The organism is Psychromonas arctica (genome assembly GCF_038155225.1).
GTDB lineage: Bacteria > Pseudomonadota > Gammaproteobacteria > Enterobacterales > Psychromonadaceae > Psychromonas > Psychromonas arctica_B.
This window is the reverse complement of record NZ_JBAKBA010000012.1, coordinates 52,744-77,458: the sequence shown is the minus strand read 5'-3', so window position 1 is coordinate 77,458 and position 24,715 is coordinate 52,744. Positions and strand designations below refer to the sequence as shown.

Below are 24,715 nucleotides of genomic sequence, written 5' to 3'. Positions count from 1 at the left end.
CTAAAGAACCACGCTTTAAAAAGCGTAATTAGTCAACTTACTTGGCGGAAATTCAGGCTCTTTCACAACCACAGGAGCGACAGTTTTAGGAACTTCAACTGCAGGTGCCGGAGGCGATACAATGACAACAGGAGCAAGCTGTTCATATTCTTTTTCTTTTTGACTTAAGCATGCAAAAACTAACGTAGTCTTAGTATCATTACCAAAGAAACCAGTATATTCGTTGAGATGTTTCACTTCCATAAAACGATTTTTCTCTAAGCAGTATTCATTCGCTTGAGAAAGAATAGAAGCTAATAGCTTATCTTCTTTATCTGAAAAAACAGTTTGCTCTTTACTAATAAGGTAACTGTCTTCCCCTGCTTCAATAGGGCCGATAGAATTCGTTGAACAACCACTTAATAATAAAAAACTGAACATGAAGATTAATGCTTTAACAACCATCGCTATTTTCTCAACTCGTATATAATATGTATTTAGGCATATCGTGCCTGTACAAAAAAATATAGATTATACGTAATTTAAATATTAATTTCACGCTTTTGAATATGTCAAAAACATTAATCAATATAACACCTCTAAATATCCTATTTGATCATCATTAAGTTCTACGAATAGGGAGTATTATCAAAAAAATTATAACCATAAAAAAAGCCAATATCACATTGCTAATATTGGCTCTTTGATGGTTATTAAGTGTTTCGCTTATTAGCAGCTAAAGATTACCTTTAATTACTTAATTACTTACTTAAGTAATAAGCTACTGATAGTTTCTATGCCATGCCCTTTCCCACCGACAGCCCATTTACCATTTGCAGCAAGTTGATAACTTCCAGACAAATCAAAATGTATCCAATTGTGCTCAGGTGTTTTTACAAACTTAGCTAAGAAAGCGGCAGCTGTAGAGGCACCCGCCATACTTTCGCCACCACTGTGGATATTTGCAATATCAGCAAATGCAGAACCAATCTGTTGTAGATGAAACGATTCTAATGGTAAACGCCATAGTTTTTCATTTACTTCTTTTGCTGCTTCAAGTGCTGAATCAGTAAACTCATCATCCATACTTAAAATACAATTATAATCACGCCCAACGGCTGCTTTAGCTGCACCCGTTAAAGTAGCGGCATCAATGATTTGTTTAGCACCATCTTCTTGTGCTGCAATTAAACCATCAGCGAGCACTAAACGCCCTTCAGCATCAGTATTCAAGACTTCAACGCTAACGCCATTTTTATAATGAATAACATCACCTAGTTTAAAGGCTTTACCACTGATCATATTTTCAGCACAACATAAGTATAATTTAACGCGCTTTTGTAGCCCATTTGCAGCTGCTAATGCGAGAGCACCAGTAACCGTTGCAGCACCACCCATATCACTTTTCATTGCCGCCATAGAAGGGCTTGGTTTTAAACTGTAGCCGCCAGAGTCAAAGGTAATACCTTTACCGACTAAAGCAAAATCAACGGGAGCATCTTCATCACCGCTTGGGTTATAGTCAAGTTGCAGCATACATGGCATATTGACACTGCCCTTACCGACTTCATAAATCCCTACATAACCATCAACATTGAGTTGTTCACCAAAGATAAGTTTATACTTTAATGGTACTTTATCAGCACACACTTGCTCTAATAATAGACAGGCTTTTTCACATAACACTTCAGGGGTGACAACAGCAGGACCTAGATTAATGGTTTCTCTTACCCATTCATTAATTAGCTTTTTGGTTTTTAATGAATCGATCGCCTCTTCATCTAACTCAGGAAATTCAACATCTGCACCTGTTTTTGCGTTATAGAAACCTTGGCAAAATGCCCAACATAAATCTGAATTCCATTGTTCACCCACTAACTTCATTTTAGGTAATGACATGTTATCTAATTTACGCGCAGCACTTTGCACTTGAGATAATACGTCATCTCTATAATTAAGGTGAATCGTTGCTTGCTGTTGATCAAAAGATAATAAAGCGTTCTCACCCCAAACAGGGTTTGCCTTTTGATCCGATAAATTTACTAAAAATGGTTGGTTCATAACATTCCTTAATGGGTATAAATGCGAGTATTAGATCGCGTTTATACATTGATATTGTTAATCATTTTCATCAATCCAACTCAGTTGAATTGCTTCTAGAATACGTTCACTGCAATGCTCTGGCTTATCATCGAAACCTTCTAATGCTAATACCCAATCACGCAGGTCAGTAAAGCGTATAGCAAGTGGGTCTTGCTCTGGATATTGTTCAATTAATGCAAGTGCAATCTCTAAAGAATCGGTCCATTTTAATATCATTAAGTTATCCTTAAAATAAAATTGGGTGACTAACTGCTTTAATATTATTGGAAGCTAAGCTTTTAAGTTAGTTTTTAACTTGGCTACATTAATAAAAGGATTATTTAATCAATAACACTAATCTAAACAAGTATGTCTCTAATCTTACTCTTAAGTAATAAGGGACTTCAAGGCAAAAGCATATCTGTTTTACAAAAATCGAAAAAGAGAGATAATCAACTTAAAAAAACAAAATATGAGTAAAGATAAAGGCAGAAATTAATCACTAAAAGGGAGAAGTAAAGATAAATAAATAGAGATGGCAGGAGGTAGCAGTAGAAAGTTACAGCTTAAACATTAGCGGTAATAAAAATTGATTAAAAATCAGCTAATACAATAGATTATATTAACTGATTTTAAACAATGAGCATTAATAATATTAATACTCATTGTAATCGTGATGACTAGTGATTTTCTGACACGATGTTAACTGTGTACTTTGGAATTTCAACGACTAAGTCTTCACCTTTAAGGCAAGCTTGACACCCTAAGCGAGACTCTGATTCAAGTCCCCAAGCTTTGTCTAACATATCATCTTCTAATTCATCACTTTCTTCTAATGAATCAAAACCTTCACGAACAACTACGTGACAAGTTGTACAAGCACATGATTTCTCACAAGCATGTTCAATATGAATATGATTTTTCAAAGCAACATCTAAAATTGTTTCGCCATCTTCAGCTTCAACAACTAAACCATCTGGACATAATTCTTCATGTGGTAAAAATATAACTTTTGGCATCTTAAAACCTTTCTTTTATTAAATTTAGCTTAAATTTCGTCAACGGTGTGACCCGTTAAAGCAGCTTTGATTGATACATCCATACGTCGTTCTGCATAGCTATCAGTTAATTTATCAATTGCTTCAATCGCTTCTTTAATGGCATTTAAATCATCACCATTAGCAAGCGCCATTAACGCATCGATAGCCGTTGCTATTTGTGTATATTCTTGTTCATTGAGTAATTGCTTACCATCTTTTTGCATTGCTGCTTGTAGGTTTTCAACAACACGTTTTGCTTCTACTTGTTGTTCAACTAACATACGCGCTTGAATATCTTTTTCAGCAAAGGTCATAGAGTCAGATAACATTCCCATTACCTGTTCATCACTTAAACCATAGCTTGGTTTAACTTCAATATACGCTTGTACACCCGATGATTTTTCCATCGCTGTCACACTTAATAAACCGTCCGCATCGACTTGGAAAGTAACACGTATATGTGCAGCACCCGCTGCCATTGGTGGAATATCAGTTAAGACAAACTTAGCTAATGAACGACAATCAGATACTAATTCACGTTCACCTTGTAAAACATGAATCATCATAGCCGTTTGGCCATCTTTAAACGTTGTAAATTCTTGTGCACGAGCAACAGGGATAGTGGTGTTACGTGGGATCACTTTTTCAACCAAGCCCCCCATCGTTTCTAACCCTAAAGACAGCGGTAAAACATCCAATAATAACATTTCAGAATCAGGTTTATTACCCACTAAAATATCTGCTTGAATCGCAGCACCAATCGCAACCACTTTATCAGGGTCAATGCTGGTTAATAATGTTTTACCAAAAAACTCAGCAACTTCTGCACGCACTAATGGTACGCGAGTCGATCCACCTACCATCACGACTTCAACGATTTCTTCTAAACTCGTATTGGCATCTTTTAATGCACGTTTACAAGCTCGCACTGTTTTTTTCACTAACTTAGCAATTAATTGTTCAAAGGTAGATTTTGATAATGTACCTGACCATTGCACTTCTTGTAAGGTTATTTCAACTTGCTCGTTATCTGTTAATGATTGTTTTGCCGCACGTGCTGTTTTTAATAACTCTTGTTGTAATTGTGGCGTAATACCACCACTAATACCTGCTTCTGATTGTATCCATTCAGCAATTGCTAAATCAAAATCATCACCGCCTAATGCAGAATCACCGCCAGTAGCTAATACTTCAAAAACACCTTTATGCAGATGTAAGATAGAAATATCAAAGGTACCGCCACCTAAATCGTAAACGGCAATTAAACCTTCTTTACCAGAGTCTAAACCATAAGCTATCGCGGCTGCGGTTGGTTCGTTTAATAAACGTAATACATGTAACCCAGCTAAACGCGCGGCATCTTTTGTTCCTTGACGTTGTGCGTCGTCAAAATAAGCAGGCACTGTTATAACAACACCACTCAAGTCACCCTGCAAACTCTCCGTTGCACGTTGTGCTAATACTTTAAGAATTTCAGAAGAAGCTTGTACTGCATTGATAGGGCCACAAACCGTTTCTATTTGTGCTAAACCACTTTCATGGGCAGAAAACTCATAAGGCAAATGTGTTTGGTCTAAATCCGCTAAAGATTTACCCATTAAACGTTTTGCTGATACGAGGGTATTAAGAGGATCACTTACCGACTTTTCTAATGCTTTCTTGCCGACCAAGACTTGGGGGGTATTCTCAGCTGATAGCGCATAATTAACCACTGATGGCAGCATATCTTGCTGTTCCATATCAGTTAGCGTTGTCGCTTTACCACTACGCACGGTAGCGACTAATGAATTGGTCGTTCCTAAATCAATGCCAACAGCTAATTTATGCTCATGAGGAGCTGCTGATTGACCAGGTTCTGCAATTTGAAGTAATGCCATGCGATTATAGTCCTATTATTTCCGAATACTGCTAGTCACAGAGTTAGCCAAAGAAATTAGTCGAATAACTTCTCTTCTAATAACTCAATTTCAACTTGCAGTTTTAACATGAATTTTAATTTACGAACAAATGTTGCTGTTTGCTCTAACTGCTTTGCTTCTAAAGCAGCTTCAATCTCTGTTTCTAAACCCTTAACGAGTGCTGAAATTTCTTTATTGAAGTCTTCAATTTCATCTTCGTCATCCGCAGTAAAGTCAGCGATTTTTTCTCGCCATTCCATTTGCTGCATCAAAAATCCAGTGTCTTGCAAAGTACGCTGTTCTAGTTCGATATCTAAGCCACTCAGCTTTAATAGATATTGAGCGCGTAGGCAACTGTCTTTTAACGTTTGGAAAGCATCATTGATTTCTGTACTTTTTTGCATTGCCTTTAAACGAGTACTATCGTCTTGCATTGCAAACTTATCTGGGTGATATTGTTTTTGTAAGTCACGGTAGGTTTGAGATAACTGCGTTTTATCAACAGAGAAAACAGCAGGTAGAGAAAATAACTCAAAGTAATTCAAAACAATTTCCTAACTTGGCAAATACCGATTTCATTTAGATTAATCTAACGATTGGCATCATCGCCTATTTCGTTATTGAATAAAATTGGTATAAGAATAAAACAACAAAGTCTGACCATACAAATGTATCGGTCAGACTTCATGATATCAATACAGCGTCATTTATACGCTAAAGCTTTCACCACAACCACACTCACCATCGATGTTTGGGTTGTTAAATTCAAAACCTTCATTGAGACCTTCTTTAACGAAGTCTAATTCAGTTCCATCAATATAAAGTAAGCTTTTTTTATCAACTATGATGTTAACACCGTGGTCAGTGAACATTTCATCGTCATCATTCAGAACATCTACAAACTCAAGTACATAAGCCATTCCAGAACAGCCTGATGTTTTAACACCGAGACGTAAGCCTAAGCCTTTGCCACGGTTCTTTAAAAAGTTTGCCACATGATTTGCAGCAGGTTCTGTTAGTGTAATAGCCAAAATTGACTCCGTTTATTTAATTCATAAACAATAATAGATGATGATCAACGATCACCATCTAACATTGCTTTTTTAAGCGTTTTTACTTTTGTAATCTTCAATTGCTGCTTTAATTGCATCTTCTGCAAGAATAGAACAATGAATTTTAACTGGCGGTAATGCAAGCTCAGCTGAAATATCTGTATTAGATATTTTTGCAGCGTCTTCTAATGATTTACCTTTTACCCATTCTGTTACTAATGAGCTTGAAGCAATTGCGCTACCACAGCCGTAAGTTTTGAATTTAGCGTCTTCGATAATACCGTTAGCATCAATTTTAAGTTGTAATTTCATTACGTCACCACAAGCAGGTGCGCCAACCATTCCAGTTGCAACGCTTTTATCATCTTTATCAAATGAACCTACGTTACGTGGGTTTTCATAATGGTCGATTACTTTTTCGCTATAAGCCATGAGTGTATTCCTTGTATTCGTTGAATAATGTTTACGTGCGTATTAATTAATGGTGTGACCATTCAATACTGTTAATGTCGATGCCTTCTTTGAACATATCCCATAGAGGCGACATATCACGTAAACGACCGATATTTTCACGGATAATTTTAATTGCGTAATCAATTTCAGCTTCTGTAGTGAAACGACCAATACTGAAACGGATTGAACTATGTGCTAATTCATCATCACGACCAATGGCACGTAATACATATGAAGGTTCAAGGCTTGCAGAAGTACATGCGCTACCAGAAGAAACAGCTAAGTCTTTTAATGCCATTACTAATGATTCGCCTTCAACGTAGTTAAAGCTGATATTGATGTTACCTGCAACGCGGTTTTCTAATGAACCGTTTACATAAACTTCTTCCATATCGCTTACACCGTTAAGTAAACGGTTACGTAATACTAAAACACGTTCATTTTCGCTCGCCATTTCTTCTTTTGCGATGCGGAAAGCTTCACCCATAGCAACAATTTGATGTGTTGCTAATGTACCACTACGCATACCACGTTCGTGGCCGCCACCGTGCATTTGAGCTTCTAAACGAATACGAGGCTTACGACTAACATATAATGCGCCGATACCTTTAGGACCATAAATTTTATGAGCAGAGAAAGAGATTAAATCTACTTTCATTTTTTGCACATCAATCTCAATTTTGCCAGCACTTTGCGCTGCATCAACATGTAAGATTGTTTTATTTGCACGACATAACTCGCCGTAAGCAGCAATATCTTGGATAACACCAATTTCGTTATTAACATGCATTAAACTTACTAATACCGTGTCATCACGTAATGCTTCTTTTAATTGTTCTGGTGTTACAATACCGTCTTCTTTCGGGTCAAGGTAAGTGACTTCAAACCCTTCACGCTCTAATTGACGACATGTATCTAAAACCGCTTTATGCTCAGTTTTAGCAGTAATAATATGTTTACCTTTTTTCTTATAAAAATGCGCAGCACCTTTAATAGCAAGGTTATTTGATTCAGTCGCACCTGAAGTGAACACTATTTCACGAGAGTCAGCATTAAGTAAGTCTGCAATTTGCTCACGAGCAATATCCACAGCTTCCTCTGCTTGCCAACCAAAACGATGAGAACGAGATGCTGGGTTACCGAAGTCACCATCTGTTGATAAATATTGCACCATTTTTTCAACAACGCGTGGGTCAACGGGGGTAGTTGCTGAATAATCAAGATAAATTGGTAATTTCATTTTTTTCTCCACTGCCTCTATTTCGAGATAATATTAAGCAGTTCGCTATTAGTAAATTTATTGTTCTGTTGCTCTGACACGTTTTGTACATGTTCGCTGGCCATTAATTCTTCTAATGTAATACCATCTAAAAACGAACTAATACGCGTACTTAACTGTTCCCATAAAGAATGGGTAAGACACTGCACTCCGTCCTCTTGGCAAGCGCCCTTTCCTGAACATTTACGCACATCAACACTTTCATTTACTGCATCAATGATCATTGATACTGAAATCTCTGATTTGCTTTTGCCCAATTTATAGCCGCCACCTGGGCCACGTACACTGCTCACTAACTCTTTTTGTCTAAGCTTAGAAAATAGTTGCTCTAAGTATGAAAGCGATATTCCTTGACGCTCAGAAATTTCAGCAAGTGGTACAGGACCATTATGCTCTTTTATTGCAACATCTAGCATCGCAGTGACCGCATAACGGCCTTTTGAAGTTAATTTCATATAGAGTTCGCTATTGTGAGTGTTAATTAACTAAATCAGTTAATTGACGTGTGACTTAATACAAATATTATAAATACCTGACAAAATTAGTCAAGTAAATACCTGACAAAATTAGTCGGGTATTAAATACCTCAATTTGCTCACATAAACAGCACTACATTTACCTAAACTTAACTTCGTTTTATTTTTTATTAATTTCTTTTTCTTTATCAGCATCGGCTTCGATACTGTTTATTGATTTTTGCATGCTACTGAAAATACCACGAAGCATTCTTAATTCGTTGATTTCTGGTCTTGCTCTATTAAATAGGCGACGTAATTTATCCATTACTAATCCAGGATGAGCTGGCACAATAAATCCGATTTGGAATAATGTTTTTTCAAGATGTGCAAGCATTCCTTCAAAATCAGAGGCTCTTGGGTATTCTTCCACCACTTCAGGAAAGGCTTCTGAAGCTAACGATGCCATACGGACTTCATAGCTTAATGTTTGTACTGCCATGGCTAAATTTAGCGAGCTATAGTCTGGATTTGCAGGAATAAACACATGAAAATGGCACCTTTGTAACTCATCGTTAGTTAAACCGCTATTTTCACGACCGAATACTAATGCTACTTTGTGTTTTTTACTTTCGCTTGCCGCTTTAACACCCATTTCTCTTGGATCTAACATAGGCCAATCAAGGGTTCTAGGTCGCGCGCTTGCGCCAACAACGAGTCCACAATCAGCAATCCCTTCATCGAGTGTTTTATAGACTTTGTGATTTTTTAATACATCACTTGCGCCTGCAGAAAGCGCGACAGACTTACCATCGATTTCACATTCAGGATCAATCAACACTAAATCAGTTAAACCCATTGTTTTCATTGCTCTAGCAGCGCTGCCAATATTGCCAGGGTGAGAGGTGCCAATTAATATAATGCGAACATTGTCTAGCATTGTTTTTCCTTCGTCATTCAGTGATTTTTTTGAGCGCAAAGTTTAGCACTGTTTATGTAACAACTAAACCATTCAGGGAGAGCATTTTAGACTAAATATAACGGTTATCGTCTAAAGAGAAATATAGAAAACTCTTCTTATTATAGAGAAGCCAATAATATCGAGGACATAAAATGGACCATGATAACTAAGTACTCCCAAAGCTTCCCTAAAAATAACTTCAAATTAATATTTATAACCAATTGAATTTAAAGATATCTATATTTATTAAGATTTATTAGAGTGCTAAAAAACCTAATGTTATGATAATAACAACACATCAACTTAGGTAATGTTGTTTAAATATGAATTGAAAATAACAACTACCTAAGCATTAACCCCCCATCAATCCTCAATAATTAATTCAAATTAATCAGGCTTATAAAAGCACGATTAACAATGAAGAGCTTTTATTTAACAGGCTAAAATTTAACCGATTAAAATATTGCACAATTATGTGACCTGTGTATAATTTCGCGCCGAAGGAATCTCCCTTCATGTTCTTTTAAAATCTAATGGTGATCCTATGCATCCAATGTTAAATATTGCGATTCGTGCTGCGCGTAATGCGGGTAAAGTAATTGTTAAAGGTTATGAAAATTTAGAGTCTGTTGAAGTTGAAGAAAAATCACTTAACGACTATGTAAGCAGCGTTGATAAAGAAGCTGAATTAGCAATTATTGGTACGTTACGTAAATCTTACCCAGACCACAGCATCGTAGCTGAAGAGTCAGGTATTGATAACGGTGCAGATACTGATCACCAATGGATTATTGACCCATTAGATGGGACTACAAACTTCATTCACGGCATCCCTCATTTTGCTGTTTCAATTGCATTAAAAATTAAAGGCCGCACTGAAGTTGGCGTAGTTTTTGATCCAATCCGCAATGAATTATTCTCTGCTGTTCGTGGTCAAAGTGCACAAATCAATGGTTACCGCACTCGTACAAGTACTGTACCAAAACTAGCGGGTACTTTATTAGCAACGGGTTTCCCATTCAAACAAAAATATAACCTTGAAACTTACCTGAACATATTCCAAGACTTCTTTACTGATGTTGCCGATATGCGTCGCAGTGGTAGTGCAGCACTAGATTTAGCTTATGTTGCAGCTGGCCGTATGGATGGTTTCTGGGAATTTGGTTTAAAACCTTGGGATATCGCTGCAGGCGAATTATTACTTAAAGAATCTGGCGCAATGATGACAGACTTTAATGGTGGTAACGATTACTTCAAGTCTGGTGATGTTGTTGCTGCTAATCCAAAGCTTTTAAAAGAAATGTTAACAGTTATCCGTAAGCATAACGCTTAATTGTTAAACTGATAAAACCATTAGATTTAAAATAAACCAGATCATTCGATCTGGTTTTTTTATGTCTACGCTTTAACAAAAGTCACGTTTTATAAACTTAAACATTAAACGTTGCCACCTAGCTTTAGCCTTATTCCTTACCTTTTAGCTCTTTACCTTTCAAATCTTTACCTTTTAGCTCTTTATCTTTTAACCCCTACCCTAACAAACTTAACTTCATCGAACTCTAGCGCTGAACTACAACCAATATACTGAAATAAATAATCACAAGACTGACCGTCTATTTGTACAACGCTTTAACCATGAGCCCTTTTCTTGTTTTAAGTTATTTTAAGTTATCGTAAATTTTTTTAATTTACCCACTAAAAAATTAATAAACTAAACTAGAAAAAAGCAATACATTATGAATACAACAAACTACCATATTTATATTCTAATTTAGACAAGCTATAGAATATGAAAGCTAACCTTATTTGCGTAATGTTAAATTGATACTGACCACTGCATGATCAGTGCTTTCACCATCGACATCAAAGCTTGGGTTAATTAAATGTTTATCAGTATTAATATAGTCACTGACTTCGAAGTAACTTGATTGTTCAGCAGCATCAAACTCACTAGAGAGCAGGATATAATCTAAGACTGAACTACTTTGACCAAAATAATGTGTCGCACCACGAGTTAACAATTTATCAGCTTCAACTTCTTGATTCGCATCGCCAGTCATTTGCTTATTAGCTTGATGATTGGCTTCATATAAATCCCATGCATCTCGTAAAGTATAAAACTTAACCAGTCTCTGCTGATTTTGATCATTATTGAACAACATATTGGGCGTGACCAAGTGTGCGAGAATACCGTCTTTTAATGGGTTATTAAAATCTCCCATTAACATCATGGCATTGCCTTTTTTAGCTCTTCTTTCAATCATTTGCATCATTAATAACGTCGCCTCACTACCCCGTTGAATAGATGATGCCCAGCCACCAGCGACCTGCGCTTTAAATTGCGATAATACATTGCCTTCTAATGAACTTAATTTATCGACTTCTCCCTGCCATGAAGCACGTTTAGATTTAAAGTGCACAACATAACAATCACATAAACCTAAATGAGGAAGCTCAACGGTTGCTCTTACCACTTGGCGACTAAAGTTAAATGTTTCTGTTAAACCTAATTGCACTGCGAGCTCTTTATCAACACTCACCGTAGCAACTTCCGTAATAGGAAATTTACTCGCTAAAGCAACAACGGGGTCTCGATGAATAAAATCATCAATGACTGTTGGCTTATCTACTACAGCAAAATATTCATAACCTTGTTTTTTTACCAATACCTCAAGAGCTTCAATACTAAAGACCTCTTGAAACCCGATAATATCAGGTTGATGTTTTTGCAAATAAGAAGCAATCCAATTTTCCTTTTTTTGCCACTGTTCTGCTGAATAGATACGATCAAAATCATAAAATGCATCAGGTGGAGCAAGGTAATTAAACAAATTAAAAGTCGCTACTTTAATTTGCGTTTGTTCAATTTGTTCCGTCGATGATAAATCATCAACGGAAGCTTCATTATTGGCAGATAGAAGGGAAATAGAGTTAATTGGCACAAAATCCTCTTTTCTATTCATGTTTAATCAGCATTGTTGAGCGTGATGATGAAACATGAATAAGATAACTTATTAATTAAGCAATAGTATCGCACAGAGAAGTCAGAGTATAAGCATAAATGCCCTCTATCGCTTATTTACTCCTTTTAAAGTCTGAGATTTAAAGTGAATAAGAATGGGGACAGAGAAACTATAAAATAACCACAGAACATGTAGCCTACTCATTAGTTATTTTAGCAAGATAGTGTGTAATACTATCTTGCTGCAAACTAATATCACCTATATTAGAAGCAACCCACTGCTGATCATAATAGCTATTAGTGTAACGCTCACCACGGTCACACATCAATGTAACAATCGATCCGGTTTGCCCTTGCTCAATCATTTTCTGTGCGAGCTTTAACACACCAAACATATTAGTGCCGGTACTTGCCCCCACTTTTCGTCCTAATAATGACGCAGTCCATAACATTGCAGCAATAGACTGTTTATTATCAACACACAACATATTGTCAATCACAGAAGCGATGAATGAAGGCTCAACACGAGGTCGACCAATCCCTTCTATTAAACTTCCTTTACCATTAATTAACTGTTTATCTCCGGTTAAATAATAATCATAAAAAACCGAATTTTCAGGATCAACAACGGTTAACTCCGTCGTTAATTGATGATAACGAATATAACGCCCAATAGTTGCACTGGTGCCGCCCGTTCCAGCACTCATTACAATATGAGTGGGTACTGGGTGTGGCTCATGCTGCATTTGTATAAAAATAGAGTCAGCAATATTGTTATTACCGCGCCAATCAGTTGCACGCTCAGCATTAGTAAACTGATCCATATAATACCCATTTAACTCTTTTGCTAACCGTTCTGATTCTGCATAAATTAAATTGGTTGAATCCACTAAGAAACACTCACCACCATAACGCTTTATCTCTGTAATTTTTTGTATGCTGGTTGATTTAGCCATTACGGCAATAAAACGTAATCCTAACAAACGAGCAAAGTACGCTTCAGAAATCGCAGTGCTGCCAGATGAAGCCTCAACTATCACCGTATCTTCTTTGATATTGCCATTACATAATGCATATAAAAATAAAGAGCGAGCTAAACGATGCTTTAAACTTCCCGTTGGGTGTGTGCTTTCGTCTTTAAGATAAATATCAATGCCCTTTAGTTGTGGTAAATCGACTTTAATTAAATGCGTATCGGCACTACGTTGGAAATCGGCTTGAATTTTGGCGATGGCCGCACTTACCCATTGACGTTGATGATTCATAATATTTATCCTGTTTAAATAATAAAGCTAGTTTACCTTTGCTTAAACAGAATTAACGCCCTATAAATCTTCTAACAAGCCACAATAAAAAACATTTTTCTGTTAAAGTTAAATATAAAGAAAATAACACTCATTCTGTAGGGCAACTTACCCTATATAAAAAATTGAAGAGGCAATATGAGCTTAGACGCTACGGATAAAAAGATAATCACCCTACTACAGCAAGATGCTTCATTATCATTACAGCAATTATCAGAGCAATTGAACCTAACCAGCACACCATGCTGGAACAGAATTAAACGCTTAGAAAATGAAGGTGTTATTCAAAAGCGCGTTGCATTAATTGCACCTGAAAAGGTAGGCCTAGAACTGGTCGCTTTTGTACAAATCAAAACGCAGCAACATTCGGAAGTCTGGCTCCGAAACTGTGTGCAGCAAGTAAAAGGGTTTGCACAAGTTTTAGAGTTTTATAGAATGGCAGGTGAATATGATTACTTGCTCAAAGTGATTGTTAAAGATATGCGTAGTTATGATCACTTCTATCAGCAATTAGTGAATGATGTAGATGGATTAACCGATGTAAATACTAGCTTTGCTATGCAACAGTTAAAATTTACTACCGAACTTCCTATAATGTAATCAAATAGTGATCCTGAACGTTTAACACATTACACTGTCACTATCTCTAATGAATACCTAATTCCCGTATAAGGATGTTTTTAATGAAATTGTTTCTAAAGTTAGCCGCCGCACTGATTGTGCTTTTAATTTTAACCGTGGTAATAGTCATCAATGTTGTTGATCCAAATGACTATAAGCAGCAAATCCAAGAACAAGTTAAAAAAAATATCAATAGAGATTTAGTGATCACAGGTGAACTCGACTGGAGCTTATACCCTTTATTAGGCCTTAAAAGTGGCCAAGTGACGTTATACAACAATCCTGAATTCGAAGAAAAAACCTTTTTAGATGTTCAAAATGCATCTATATCAATTAATGTATTACCACTTATTTCTGGGAAAATAGAAGTAGGTGAAATTATATTAGACGGTGTTGATTTTAACCTTATTACCAATAAAGACGGTTCATCAAACTTAGATAATTTACAAGCTGAAGGCACAGAAGTCGTAGCAGAAGCTGCAAAAGAAGAAACGCCTGCGACCGAAGAAGAGCAATCAACAGAAGCCGTTGACCTTTCTCAATTTGTTTTATCTGGTATCACATTAACAAATGCAGAATTGCAAATTATTGATCACCAAACGAATGAAAATCAAAAAATCGCAATAAAAAGCATGGTATTAAGTGAGTTTGCTTTCGACAAAAAATCACACTTTAGTTTAACGAGCTCGTTTAAGAATGAACAAGTAGATGCTGATATCGCACTAGAAGCCGATATATTTATAGATTCAACATTGAATAACATTGAACTGACTGGCTTGACCATTGAAAGTAAAGTATTAAGTGATGCGCTAGCAGACAGCACACTGAATACAACCTTCACTAGTGGCTTAACCTATAAGGTAGATACAAAGCAGTTAGATGTTAAAGCAATCATAATTAACAATAAATTCACTGGTTCATACTTAGATGGTGATATTTACATTAACAGTAGTGATATCCATATAACCAATCACAATGAATTGGAGCTTGGTAAACTAACATTAACAAGTAGTTTGACGGGCAGTGCTTTAAGCAATAATACATTAAACACAAATTTACAAACCAACCTAGCAGCAGACATACAAAAGCAAACTGCAAAAATAGATCAATTTGAATTAAAAAACACAATCGAAGGTAAAGACTTACAAGGTAACGTAAACCTTTCATTTAAAGAAATGAATGTCAGTGACTTTGAGAAAATATTAATTAAACAATTCAAACTAGTTAGTGAATTAAATGTACCAGCGGTCAGCAAGGATAAAATTAATAGCACAATAGAAAGTGAGATTAGTTATGACCTTGCAAAACAAAAATTAAGCATCGATTCACTACAATCAACAGTGAATGATATAGAGCTAGGTGGACAACTTAGCTTTATCCAACAAAGCGTACCTGTTATTCGTTACAGCTTAAAAGGTAATATATGGGATTTAAACCCATACCTAACGAAAACCACGGGTCAAAATAATGATGCAGCTAGCACAGAAAAAGGAGAGCAAGCAGCTGAAACAGAACCTGACTTAAGCATTTTAAAAGAACTTGATATTAAAGGTGACTTAACGATCGCAGGCTTGTTATATGAAGATATTAGAATAGGTAAAATCACTAATAACTTAACCGTTAAAAATGGTAAAGCAACCATCAGCCCATTAAATGCACAGCTTTATAATGGCTCATTAAACATTGATGCATGGGTTGATGAGAAAGGAGGTGCAAATCAATATAAAGCGACAACCTCTATCAAGAATGTTGTACTAATTGACTTGTTGAAAGACGCAGCTAAAGTAGAGCTATTAAGTGGTACTGCAAACTTTAACTTAGTAGCAGACGGTAAAGGGTTAACGTCAACTAAGATACAACAAGGTGTAAATGCAAAAGGTGACTTTAAAATTCTTAATGGGGAGTTATACGGTATTAACCTTTCACAAGAAATACGTGTTTTAAAAGCAAAAATCAAAGGTAAAACAATAGCGCCAGATAAACTTGTTAAGAAAACAGACTTTGCATCATTAATCGGTGAGTTTACGCTACAAGATGGTATCGCTAATAATCAAAAGTTACTAATGTCATCCCCTGTTATCCGTTTAGATGGCGCTGGCACTGCGAATACAATTACTGAAGCTCTTAATTATAAATTAGGTGTAACGCCTCTTTCAAAAGCCGGAGAAGAAACTGACTTCCTAGATCTTGATGGTGTAACTATTCCATTATTGATTAAAGGTACCTTTAGTAAACCGTCATTTAATTTAGATACTGAAGCCGCTTTAAAAGAGAAAATTGAAGCAGGTAAAAAAGCGTTACAAGAAAAAGCAAAAGAAGCTATTTTAGGTAATAAGTCCAGTGATGAATTAAAAGAAGAAGCAAAAGATTTGAAAGATAAATTGAAAAGTTTCTTTTAAGCAATATTAATTTAGAACCTAGAAATAAATATTAAGCTTCGTAAAAATAGCTGATTCAGGAAACTGATTCAGCTATTTTTTTACCTTCCCTTCATTAATATAAAATAAGAAAATAGAAAATAGAAAATAGAAAATAGAAAATTACGAGATGGTAGGATTCAAAACCCGATTAATGATATAACTAATTAATAAAGTGTATCTCATAAAACATTCAAGTAAACAGGTACACTAAAACATCTAAAATAACACTCCATACATAAACTTAATTTAATCTAAGGACTTCACTTACCATGCTTCCATTTATTAATGCACAAGATATAGAAAGTAACTTATCCTGGACAGAGCTTTGCACAGCGTTCCATGAAGGACATAAAGCCTCTCGTGCAGATATTGATGACATTTTATTTAAACACGGTGACAATGCTTTATTAAATCGTGCAGCGTGGATACAAAATAAAGGAATAGGTGTTAAGACGGCAACTATTTTCCCAAATAACGTGAAACTATCCCCTCCAGTCCCAAGTGTTCAATCTATATTTACCTTATTTGATGACCAAACGGGTACCCCTCTTGCTATTATTGATGGCAAGTTAGTGACTAAATGGAAAACCGCGGGTGATTCGGTATTTGCAGCAAAACTATTAGCAAGACCTGATAGTAAAATATTAACAGTGATTGGTGCAGGCGCAGTTGCATCATCAATCATTGATGCTTATCGAGCCTTATTTCCTGATTTGGAAAAAATAATTATTTGGAATCGCACCTTTGAAAAGGCACAGAAACTCGCTCAAGAAAAAGGAGTAGTCGCTATTCAAGATCTTTCTGAAGCCTTGAGTGATGCTGACATTGTTTCATCTTCTACTATGTCGACTTCTTCTTTCATTAAAGGAGAATGGATTAAAGAAGGAACTCATGTTGATTTAATTGGTGCATACCGTCCAGATATGAGAGAAGCAGATGATTCTCTACTGGTAAAGTCTCGCATTTTTGTTGATGCAAGAGAAACTGCAATTCACGATATAGGTGAGCTAGCTATTCCCATTAAAGAAGGTGTTATAACAGAGGGTGCTGTCATTGCTGATTTCTACCAACTATGTAATGGTGTTAAGGCGCGTCAAACTGATAAAGAGATAACACTATTTAAAAATGGGGGTGGCGCTCATCTTGATTTGATGACCGCGCTATACATTATGAAATGCCGCCGAAATAACAAAGCTTAAATAGAGAAAAAAGGCATTCTTTTATTGATGTTGGTATTGTTATTGTTATTGTTATTGTTATTGTTATTGTTATTGTTATTGTTATTGTTATTGTATCGAAGCTTTGCTCCAGTGCAATTTCATATTACTAATAAAATGTTAAGAAAAAGACCATCGAATAAAACGATGGTCACCTAACATTAACCAAATTAATCCTATGGGCTGAACTTTATACAAAATGGTTTAATTCATTAATCTAATTTTTTCAAAATTTGTAACCTAGTATTATGAGATGTTAGCGCACTAAATATATCAATGACTTTATTTAGTGCGACCTAATACTTAATGAATTAAAGAAGTACTCACAGGCTTCTTAGCTGCCTTTGCCGCTTTCTTCTCTTTTGCTGTTAAAAGCGGTTTCTTTTTGGTCGCTTTCTTACTGTCTTGGCCTTTACTCATGATACTTTCCTTTTTGAAGTAAACTCTAAATTAAAGTTAATTTGAGACTACCTAATGACTGAGGGTACATCGTTGAGCTAAAAGAAAATGCGCAACAATTCAATATGCTCTTAAGGTTAAACAATTGATATAAATAGATGAGATAAGTGATACTGAAGTTAATATGAGCCCTTTATAACAGTTCCATCGAGTTTGAGAGGCAATCTATTTTTCAGAAAAAATTATCCTGTTTCGGACAAGGACAAACAAGCAGAAAAAGGAATATTTCCCTTCACATAAAACAATGAAAATAATAAAAATGGCATACACAATGATACATACCACTCATAACTATTCCTCCATCCTTGGTTGTAAATGTATATAATACCAACTCTATGATTTCCTAAATGACTGTCCCAACAGAGGAACCAATCCAGTGAAAATGATTAATGGCCTTAAAGATATAATCGATACTTTTGACACCTTTATTTTGGATCAATGGGGTGTATTACATAACGGTGGAAATGCTTTTCCAGAAGCAATAGCAGCATTAACCTTTTTAAAGTCACATAACAAAAAAGTCGTCATCTTATCTAACAGTGGTAAAACAGGATCGTTTTCTTACGGTCGTTTAGAAGACTCAGGCATTACACGAGATTTGTATTTAGATGTATTAACTTCAGGCGATCATATGCGTCAAAATTTCGCGTCAGGAAAGTTTCAACACCTAGGTAAGCAAGCTTTGCACTTTACCTGGGATAACGACCACAGCGTAATTGATGATTGTGGGTTAACAGAATCAATACGAGATGAGGCTTCCTTCATTTTATGTTGTGGTGTTGATCGCGGCGATGTTGACGCTTACATGGATGATTTAGCCTTCGCTTATCAACATAACCTTGAATTAGTCGTCAGTAACCCTGATCTTGTTGCGATGACACCAGAAGGAACGTTAAAAACCTGCCCAGGTGCAATAGCGAATGCTTACCAAAAAATGGGTGGCACTGTGCATTGGCATGGAAAACCACAAAAAGAAATTTATGCAATGTGTAAAGAATTGGTAGGCGGTTGGGATAACGCCATCGCAGTAGGCGATAGCTTAGAGCACGATATTGCAGGGGCAAATGGTGCTAATATCAGTAGTTTGTTCATTACCTCTGGCATCCATACTAAAGCTATTAGTAATGAAAAAAGTATTGTTAACTTATGCGATGAATTTTCAGTTAAGCCTAGCTTTTATATTGATTGGTTCAAAGCATAACAAACCTAACTGTTACTGTGTTTACTCTTTATGTTGAAAACATTCATATCGATTTTTACCGCGTCTCTTGCTTTGATATAAAGCAAGGTCCGCTTGCTTAACTAATTCAATAGAATCAGTATTGAGTTGTGGAATAACGGATGAAACACCTAAACTAATAGTCACATGATCGTAAGGCGACTCGCTATGCTTTATTTGTAAGCTAACTTATATCTAGAGATAGGTGGCTTATTTGATTACGCCTTCAAAGGGCTAAAGTAAACGAACAAGGCATACTACATTTGAAACTTTAATTTATCTCGGTGTTCATTATCTTTTTATTGGTTGCGAATATACTCAATAACCATATTTTCATCTAAACCTACTATTAATAAAAAATCCTCTCGAGCTCAAAGCTTTCACCATTGAAGTTTCGTTGTCGTACTATAAAGTTTTTCGCTATTGAAATGGTGCTTTTCCTTTCAAATAACCAACAAAATTTGAGACTGAATATCGTGGAGGAATGCTTAGACAAATATGAACATGATCTTTCGTTAAATGCCCTTCCTCAATCGTCACACCTTCTGTCTACGCTAACTCATGAAACGTTTCACCTAAATACTTTCTAATCGATCCATATTCAACTTCTATTTTTTTAGGAATAAATACGATATGGTATTTACAATCCCAACGGGTATGAAAAAATTCTTATAGTCTTGCATAGGTTCTTCCTCTTTACTTTTAGTAGAGCAAAGAAAATACGTATACCGTTGACATGGTAAAACCTATCCGAATCACCGAGATTAGCAAGGGTTTATCAATGTTTATACCAATCATACGAATTAACTGATCTATTTTATACCAATTCCGATAATTAAGTTCCCAGATTAATCCAGTCTCTATGACATTGTGAGATGACTCTATTTTTGTCTTCACTGAAGCGATTCCAAGCATCACAACATTTATTGACAATATCGTTATAACCGTCAAAGCATCTATTCGCGATTTCATTATCCCGCATCCAATGCCAAACTTGTTCGATTGGATTCAATTCAGGAGAGTACGGCGGTAAGTGAATAATAGTTAGATTAGTAAACTCTTCAGCTAAATAAGACTGGTGCCAACTAGCTCGATCCATTATTACAACGGCATGTTTTCCCTTTGGGGTTGCATCAGAAATTAAGCGTAAATGAACCTTCATCACTTCACTATTACTGTAAGGCATTACTAATGCCTCGGTTTGACCTGTATTGATACAGACCGCACCAAATAAATAAGCATACTCAAATTGTTGCTGCTGAATAGCCCTTGGTCTGGTCCCTTTTTCTGCCCATATTCTAGTGGTTGCATTACGTTGACCAAACCTAGCCTCATCCTGAAACCAAATATGTACATCTTTTAAATGAACATGCCCAGGGATCTTAAGGATCGTATTTATTTGGAATTTTTTTAAAAGATGCTTGGACTTCTTCTGATTGTTTGGGGTGCTTAGAGCGAGTTGTTATCCAGCTTAGATTTAATTTGTTGAGTAAATAATAAATATTAGTTTTTTGATAAGTGACCCCGAATGTTGTTTCAATATATTCTTTTATATCCTTCCCCTGCAGACGGCCTCCTTCTGATTTTATCGCATTATCAATCACATATTGTTTTATGTTAGCAAGTTGCTCTGGCGTGAGTCGATGAGGCCTCCCGCTACGGGGCTTTACTTCCAGACCTGTTAACCCAGAATGAAGATATGCTTTAATCCAAATGTTAACACTTCTACGGCTTACCTTTAAAAAAGTCGCAATATCAGTTCTACTTTTCCCTTCTAAGAAATGCGAGACAGCGAGTAATTTTAATCGTTGTCTCGCATTGGTTGTCGCATTAATTAACTCAGCAAAATTGTGACTCATATTAGCTCCTTTGTAAGAAGCTTAATTAGATCACATATTTATCGGAAATGGTATTACTTGTTAAAAGAACTTATTTCTTCATTGTAATTTTCGCAAATGGAACAAAAGCTTAGATCAATTTACACCTTAAACTAAGTCACTTTTTCTGCGCAAAATTTAGATCACTGATTTAATGTAGTTGGTATTAACTAAAAGTATATATTGGTAGTAATGAGCTTATCGTAAGTAATAAACTGAATCATTCTAATAATAGAAGCTTAGATTCCAATAGTAAATGCGTAACTTGAATAAACAAAGGCAGCTCACCAGAGCTACCTTTGTTTTGGTTGAAATGATGAAAAGGTATCATCTCACTCCTAACAACACTTACCAACTTACAAGTACTAATCGACTAGCGACTGAAGCAAATTAATTTACTGTTGGATAATTTTATCTTGTTGATCTTTTAGGTACATAGGGTGATACGGACCAACTGGAATTGTTCCAACAAATCTGCCATTAGCTTGTCTAGCGTAAGTGGTATAATCAGCAGAAGCCGTATTAATAGCAGTAACAATAGCAGAAGCTAATAACCCAACAAGTCCACCTCCATTACCGCCTGATAAATCAACAATAACGGTGCCGTTATATTTCCATAAAACTTGTGATGTTTTAGTTGATTTTATTTCAGCGTCGATAGAAACAGTGAGACTCGATGACACAACAACATAAGAAGTATCCCATTTTTTTATTTTGGTAAACAATACAGCATCAGCACCAAAGTACTCATAGAACTTATTAAGTGGCATGTCATAAACAAGCTCAGAATCATAGACGCCCTGTTGTTTTAAAACTTCTGAAGTAATTTCATATGGCAGCGTATAATATCCTTGAAATGCAACAGGCATTTCAACAGTGGTAGAATAATAGTCTTTAGCATCGGCAGCTGTACTAAGATTAATAGGTGGCATGATAAGCAACGATTTAGGCTTTTCAATATACATCCCAGGAAACTCTGATTCTTTAGTTACCAATGTTGGTGCAACACAGGCACTCAGAAAAATAACCGGAACGATGGTAATAATTACATTTTTTAAAAAGCGCTTCATAATTTGTCATTACCTTGAAGGTTAGATTTTTTAATTAGATTACTCATGAATATTTCAGACTCAGGATACGTTTGTTGTTCTTGTTCAAAGTAACTAATCGCCTTCTCTGTATTATTGGCTTTAAGATGTATATACCCAAGGTTGGCATATACACCGGGTGGCACTCGTAAAGCTTCTTGATTAGACTCATTGATAATGTTTTCTAATGCCATTTTCCATTCACCTACAGTTTCAGCACCTGCATCTTTTTTCATTGCATAGAAACTTTCAGAATAGGTACCGTAATCGTACATTGGCTTTTCAGTTGTAGCACAACCAGAGACAAAAATTGTTAAAACAAAAACCGCTAACATTGTTAATTTCATTATTTACTTTCCTGATTAAATTTTGGAACATTAAATTCTTTCTCATGGCCATCACCCAACAATATGTGTCGATTTATTAGCACCTGGCTACCTTTTTTTATGGTAATAACATGTTTACCTGGAGAGACTTTATACAATTCTTTATTACCCATTTCAGTGACAATAAAAGCAGATACACTATCAATAAAAACCTCCGCCCCTTCTGCTTCACCAGTAAAGTAAAGGTATGACACAGGCTCAGAGGTACTAACACCGCTGTTATAACCGCAACCACTCGTCATAATAAGTATTATTGATCCGATTAATAATAATAATTTTTTCATTGTGAATCCTTATTGACCTCTTGAATATATAATTCAGAATAGTCCTGTTTTTCAATATAAGAATCAATGTTACCTTCAATCAATTTACTGATAGAAATTTCTGATTCCGGAGTATCACCAAACGAAGTGATAACCTCTATTTTCCCCACTGATTTTCCTGGCAAAGTAATATACATTTTAGTTTGAGGGTTTTTTATTTTTTTACCTGCTTTGAATATCTCAAACTGAGCTCCGCTCGTAATGTTTTGTGACTTTCCACCAGCAATGATCAACTGCCCATCTTCATAAGATAAGATGTATGAACGCCAAGGTTTATCTAACATATTCTCAATAACGTTTGATGCTAAATCAGTGATCGCAACGTCTAATACTTTATCGTTTAAAGAACTATCGTAACCTGCCTTATCACCAACACCGAATACCGTACCCGCTTCAGAATATGCAATGCCTTTACCTTGTTCTGAATAAATAATTTGACCTGTTACAACATCAATAATACGAATATGAACCGTTGCATTTGCCTGTTGTTTTTTTACACGAGAAAAAATACCTACTTCACTGACTTCTTTACGACCAAATTCACTAATAGAACCTACAATAATAAAATCAGCTGCATTTTTTAATGAAGTATTCCCGCCAATGGTTAATTCTTTTTCTATCTCGTTTAAATCAGCTCGTTCAAGCATGATAAATTTACCCGTATCAAAAAGCTTCGACGATAATATATCCATCGCTTGTTTACCAATACGGTTGTTATCTTTATCAATAAAGAATCCTTGTCCATAGGTGGTTTCATTTGTAAATCGACCAATGGCAACCTTTCGTTTTAATGATTTAGAATTTAAAACTTGTTCGGTTTGAGTTTTACTTATCGTTTGGGTAGGAGCTGAGGTTTGATGAACAGTCTTTTTTTCAAGTGTTGCACAGCCACATAATACAGATGTAGCTAAAGCAAGCATCCCTATCCTTTTTAATATCATTTCCATTCCTTTTTAATTTTTAAAATATTTAAAATCGGAAAAAACCTTAACACTATTATTTCCAATTTAATAACAACAGCTTAAAATACTTACCGCTATAAGATCTCAAAGTAATATATCACAAAATAAAAAAAAAACTCCACACAAGCACATAAAAGTATTTTAAATATCAAATTAACCCCCATCTATAGGAGCTTCTCGAATGTGTATATGAGAGTGAATCTGAAATTTACCCATCTCAATCGTAATCAAGAGAAAGAAATCCAGTGAAAATGATTAATGCTTTAAAGGTATAATTGATAGTTTTAACACCTTCATTTTGGATCAATGGGAAGTATTACATAATGGTGGTGACGCTTTCCCTGAAGCGATAGAAGTATTAACTTTTTTAAAGTCACATAACAAAAAAGTCGTGATCTTATCCAATAGCGGTAAAACAGGCACACTTTCCTACGAGCATTTAGGTAAGCAAGCGCTGCATTTTACCTGGGATAACGCCATCGCAGTAGGCGATAGCTTAGAGCACGATATTGCAGGGGCAAATGGTGCTAATATCAGTAGTTTGTTCATTACCTCTGGCATCCATACTAAAGCTATTAGTGACGAAAAAAGTATTGTTAACTTATGCGATGAATTTTCGGTTAAGCCTAGCTTTTATATTGATTGGTTCAAAGCATAACAAACCTAACTGTTACTGTG

General features: G+C 35.7%; 25 protein-coding genes and 1 pseudogene. 6 read left to right on the top strand and 20 right to left on the bottom strand.

Going from position 1 to position 24,715, the window contains the following annotated elements:
• Nucleotides 1-15 precede the first annotated feature (15 nt).
• The 11 genes from V6255_RS07130 to trmJ all read right to left on the bottom strand — a co-directional run bounded on the left by V6255_RS07130 (nt 16) and on the right by trmJ (nt 9,178).
• Nucleotides 16-444 (bottom strand): hypothetical protein, encoded by a 429-nt coding sequence (locus V6255_RS07130; RefSeq protein WP_341627525.1) that lies wholly within the window; start codon nt 442-444, stop codon nt 16-18.
• A 300-nt stretch (nt 445-744) separates the two neighbouring features.
• Nucleotides 745-2,040 carry an aminopeptidase PepB gene (pepB, locus tag V6255_RS07125; RefSeq protein ID WP_341627524.1) on the bottom strand — a complete coding sequence of 432 codons (1,296 nt, stop codon included), beginning with the start codon at nt 2,038-2,040 and terminating at the stop codon, nt 745-747.
• 57 nt (nt 2,041-2,097) lie between these two features.
• Nucleotides 2,098-2,298 carry a Fe-S cluster assembly protein IscX gene (iscX, locus tag V6255_RS07120; protein ID WP_341627523.1) on the bottom strand — a complete coding sequence of 67 codons (201 nt, stop codon included), beginning with the start codon at nt 2,296-2,298 and terminating at the stop codon, nt 2,098-2,100.
• 443 nt (nt 2,299-2,741) lie between these two features.
• Nucleotides 2,742-3,080, bottom strand: a complete 339-nt coding sequence (fdx, locus tag V6255_RS07115; RefSeq protein WP_137297788.1) for an ISC system 2Fe-2S type ferredoxin — start codon at nt 3,078-3,080, stop codon at nt 2,742-2,744.
• A 29-nt stretch (nt 3,081-3,109) separates the two neighbouring features.
• Nucleotides 3,110-4,978, bottom strand: a complete 1,869-nt coding sequence (hscA, locus tag V6255_RS07110) for a Fe-S protein assembly chaperone HscA (RefSeq protein WP_341627522.1) — start codon at nt 4,976-4,978, stop codon at nt 3,110-3,112.
• Between the two features lie 56 nt (nt 4,979-5,034).
• Nucleotides 5,035-5,544, bottom strand: coding sequence for a co-chaperone HscB (gene hscB, locus V6255_RS07105; protein WP_137297786.1), 510 nt, complete (start codon nt 5,542-5,544; stop codon nt 5,035-5,037).
• Nucleotides 5,545-5,706: 162 nt separating this feature from the next.
• Nucleotides 5,707-6,030 carry an iron-sulfur cluster assembly protein IscA gene (gene iscA, locus V6255_RS07100; protein WP_137297785.1) on the bottom strand — a complete coding sequence of 108 codons (324 nt, stop codon included), beginning with the start codon at nt 6,028-6,030 and terminating at the stop codon, nt 5,707-5,709.
• Nucleotides 6,031-6,102: 72 nt separating this feature from the next.
• The gene (gene iscU, locus V6255_RS07095; protein WP_137297784.1) at nt 6,103-6,483 is read right to left on the bottom strand and encodes a Fe-S cluster assembly scaffold IscU; all 381 of its coding nucleotides are present in this window, start codon (nt 6,481-6,483) and stop codon (nt 6,103-6,105) included.
• Nucleotides 6,484-6,529: 46 nt separating this feature from the next.
• Nucleotides 6,530-7,744 (bottom strand): IscS subfamily cysteine desulfurase, encoded by a 1,215-nt coding sequence (locus tag V6255_RS07090; protein WP_137297783.1) that lies wholly within the window; start codon nt 7,742-7,744, stop codon nt 6,530-6,532.
• A gap of 17 nt (nt 7,745-7,761) precedes the next feature.
• Nucleotides 7,762-8,238 (bottom strand): Fe-S cluster assembly transcriptional regulator IscR, encoded by a 477-nt coding sequence (gene iscR, locus V6255_RS07085; protein WP_137297782.1) that lies wholly within the window; start codon nt 8,236-8,238, stop codon nt 7,762-7,764.
• Between the two features lie 181 nt (nt 8,239-8,419).
• Complete coding sequence (gene trmJ / locus V6255_RS07080; protein ID WP_341627521.1) at nt 8,420-9,178, bottom strand: tRNA (cytosine(32)/uridine(32)-2'-O)-methyltransferase TrmJ; 759 nt, start codon at nt 9,176-9,178, stop codon at nt 8,420-8,422.
• A 565-nt stretch (nt 9,179-9,743) separates the two neighbouring features.
• Between trmJ and suhB the strand changes: the two genes are divergently transcribed.
• Nucleotides 9,744-10,532, top strand: coding sequence for an inositol-1-monophosphatase (gene suhB / locus V6255_RS07075; protein ID WP_137297780.1), 789 nt, complete (start codon nt 9,744-9,746; stop codon nt 10,530-10,532).
• Between the two features lie 469 nt (nt 10,533-11,001).
• Here the strand turns inward: suhB and V6255_RS07070 are convergent, their stop codons facing one another.
• Nucleotides 11,002-12,162 carry an endonuclease/exonuclease/phosphatase family protein gene (locus V6255_RS07070; protein WP_341627520.1) on the bottom strand — a complete coding sequence of 387 codons (1,161 nt, stop codon included), beginning with the start codon at nt 12,160-12,162 and terminating at the stop codon, nt 11,002-11,004.
• A 196-nt stretch (nt 12,163-12,358) separates the two neighbouring features.
• Entirely contained in the window at nt 12,359-13,426 is a 1,068-nt protein-coding gene (locus V6255_RS07065; protein ID WP_341627519.1) for a PLP-dependent cysteine synthase family protein, read from the bottom strand.
• A 177-nt stretch (nt 13,427-13,603) separates the two neighbouring features.
• Between V6255_RS07065 and V6255_RS07060 the strand changes: the two genes are divergently transcribed.
• The 4 genes from V6255_RS07060 to V6255_RS07045 all read left to right on the top strand — a co-directional run bounded on the left by V6255_RS07060 (nt 13,604) and on the right by V6255_RS07045 (nt 19,383).
• Nucleotides 13,604-14,065, top strand: a complete 462-nt coding sequence (locus V6255_RS07060) for an Lrp/AsnC family transcriptional regulator (protein ID WP_137297777.1) — start codon at nt 13,604-13,606, stop codon at nt 14,063-14,065.
• An 83-nt stretch (nt 14,066-14,148) separates the two neighbouring features.
• Nucleotides 14,149-16,485: an AsmA family protein gene (locus V6255_RS07055; protein ID WP_341627518.1), complete on the top strand. Its 2,337-nt coding sequence runs from the start codon at nt 14,149-14,151 to the stop codon at nt 16,483-16,485.
• Between the two features lie 290 nt (nt 16,486-16,775).
• Nucleotides 16,776-17,705, top strand: a complete 930-nt coding sequence (locus V6255_RS07050; protein WP_341627517.1) for an ornithine cyclodeaminase family protein — start codon at nt 16,776-16,778, stop codon at nt 17,703-17,705.
• Between the two features lie 859 nt (nt 17,706-18,564).
• A complete protein-coding gene (locus V6255_RS07045) occupies nt 18,565-19,383 on the top strand; it encodes a TIGR01459 family HAD-type hydrolase (protein ID WP_341627548.1) in 819 nt (272 codons plus the stop codon).
• Between the two features lie 21 nt (nt 19,384-19,404).
• On the opposite strand, the gene V6255_RS19300 is transcribed toward V6255_RS07045, so the two are convergent.
• The 7 genes and pseudogenes from V6255_RS19300 to V6255_RS07015 all read right to left on the bottom strand — a co-directional run bounded on the left by V6255_RS19300 (nt 19,405) and on the right by V6255_RS07015 (nt 24,016).
• On the bottom strand, nt 19,405-19,578 hold the full coding sequence (locus tag V6255_RS19300) for a diguanylate cyclase domain-containing protein (RefSeq protein WP_425355914.1): 174 nt from the start codon (nt 19,576-19,578) through the stop codon (nt 19,405-19,407).
• A 122-nt stretch (nt 19,579-19,700) separates the two neighbouring features.
• Nucleotides 19,701-20,034, bottom strand: a pseudogene (gene tnpA / locus V6255_RS07040) (IS200/IS605 family transposase).
• A gap of 202 nt (nt 20,035-20,236) precedes the next feature.
• A protein-coding gene (locus tag V6255_RS07035) for an IS630 family transposase (protein WP_425355911.1) occupies nt 20,237-21,260 on the bottom strand; the annotation gives its coding sequence in 2 pieces (ribosomal slippage) (nt 20,237-20,807 and nt 20,806-21,260; 1,026 coding nt in all).
• Between the two features lie 413 nt (nt 21,261-21,673).
• Nucleotides 21,674-22,348 (bottom strand): GNA1162 family protein, encoded by a 675-nt coding sequence (locus V6255_RS07030; RefSeq protein WP_341627515.1) that lies wholly within the window; start codon nt 22,346-22,348, stop codon nt 21,674-21,676.
• The gene (locus V6255_RS07025) at nt 22,345-22,713 is read right to left on the bottom strand and encodes a DUF4810 domain-containing protein (RefSeq protein WP_341627514.1); all 369 of its coding nucleotides are present in this window, start codon (nt 22,711-22,713) and stop codon (nt 22,345-22,347) included. The genes V6255_RS07030 and V6255_RS07025 overlap by 4 nt, the downstream gene beginning before the upstream one ends.
• The gene (locus V6255_RS07020; RefSeq protein WP_341627513.1) at nt 22,713-23,036 is read right to left on the bottom strand and encodes a hypothetical protein; all 324 of its coding nucleotides are present in this window, start codon (nt 23,034-23,036) and stop codon (nt 22,713-22,715) included. Before V6255_RS07020 ends, V6255_RS07025 begins: the two co-directional genes overlap by 1 nt.
• On the bottom strand, nt 23,033-24,016 hold the full coding sequence (locus V6255_RS07015; protein WP_341627512.1) for a CsgG/HfaB family protein: 984 nt from the start codon (nt 24,014-24,016) through the stop codon (nt 23,033-23,035). Before V6255_RS07015 ends, V6255_RS07020 begins: the two co-directional genes overlap by 4 nt.
• 319 nt (nt 24,017-24,335) lie before the next feature.
• Between V6255_RS07015 and V6255_RS07010 the strand changes: the two genes are divergently transcribed.
• A complete protein-coding gene (locus V6255_RS07010) occupies nt 24,336-24,695 on the top strand; it encodes an HAD hydrolase-like protein (protein ID WP_341627511.1) in 360 nt (119 codons plus the stop codon).
• Nucleotides 24,696-24,715: the final 20 nt, after the last annotated feature.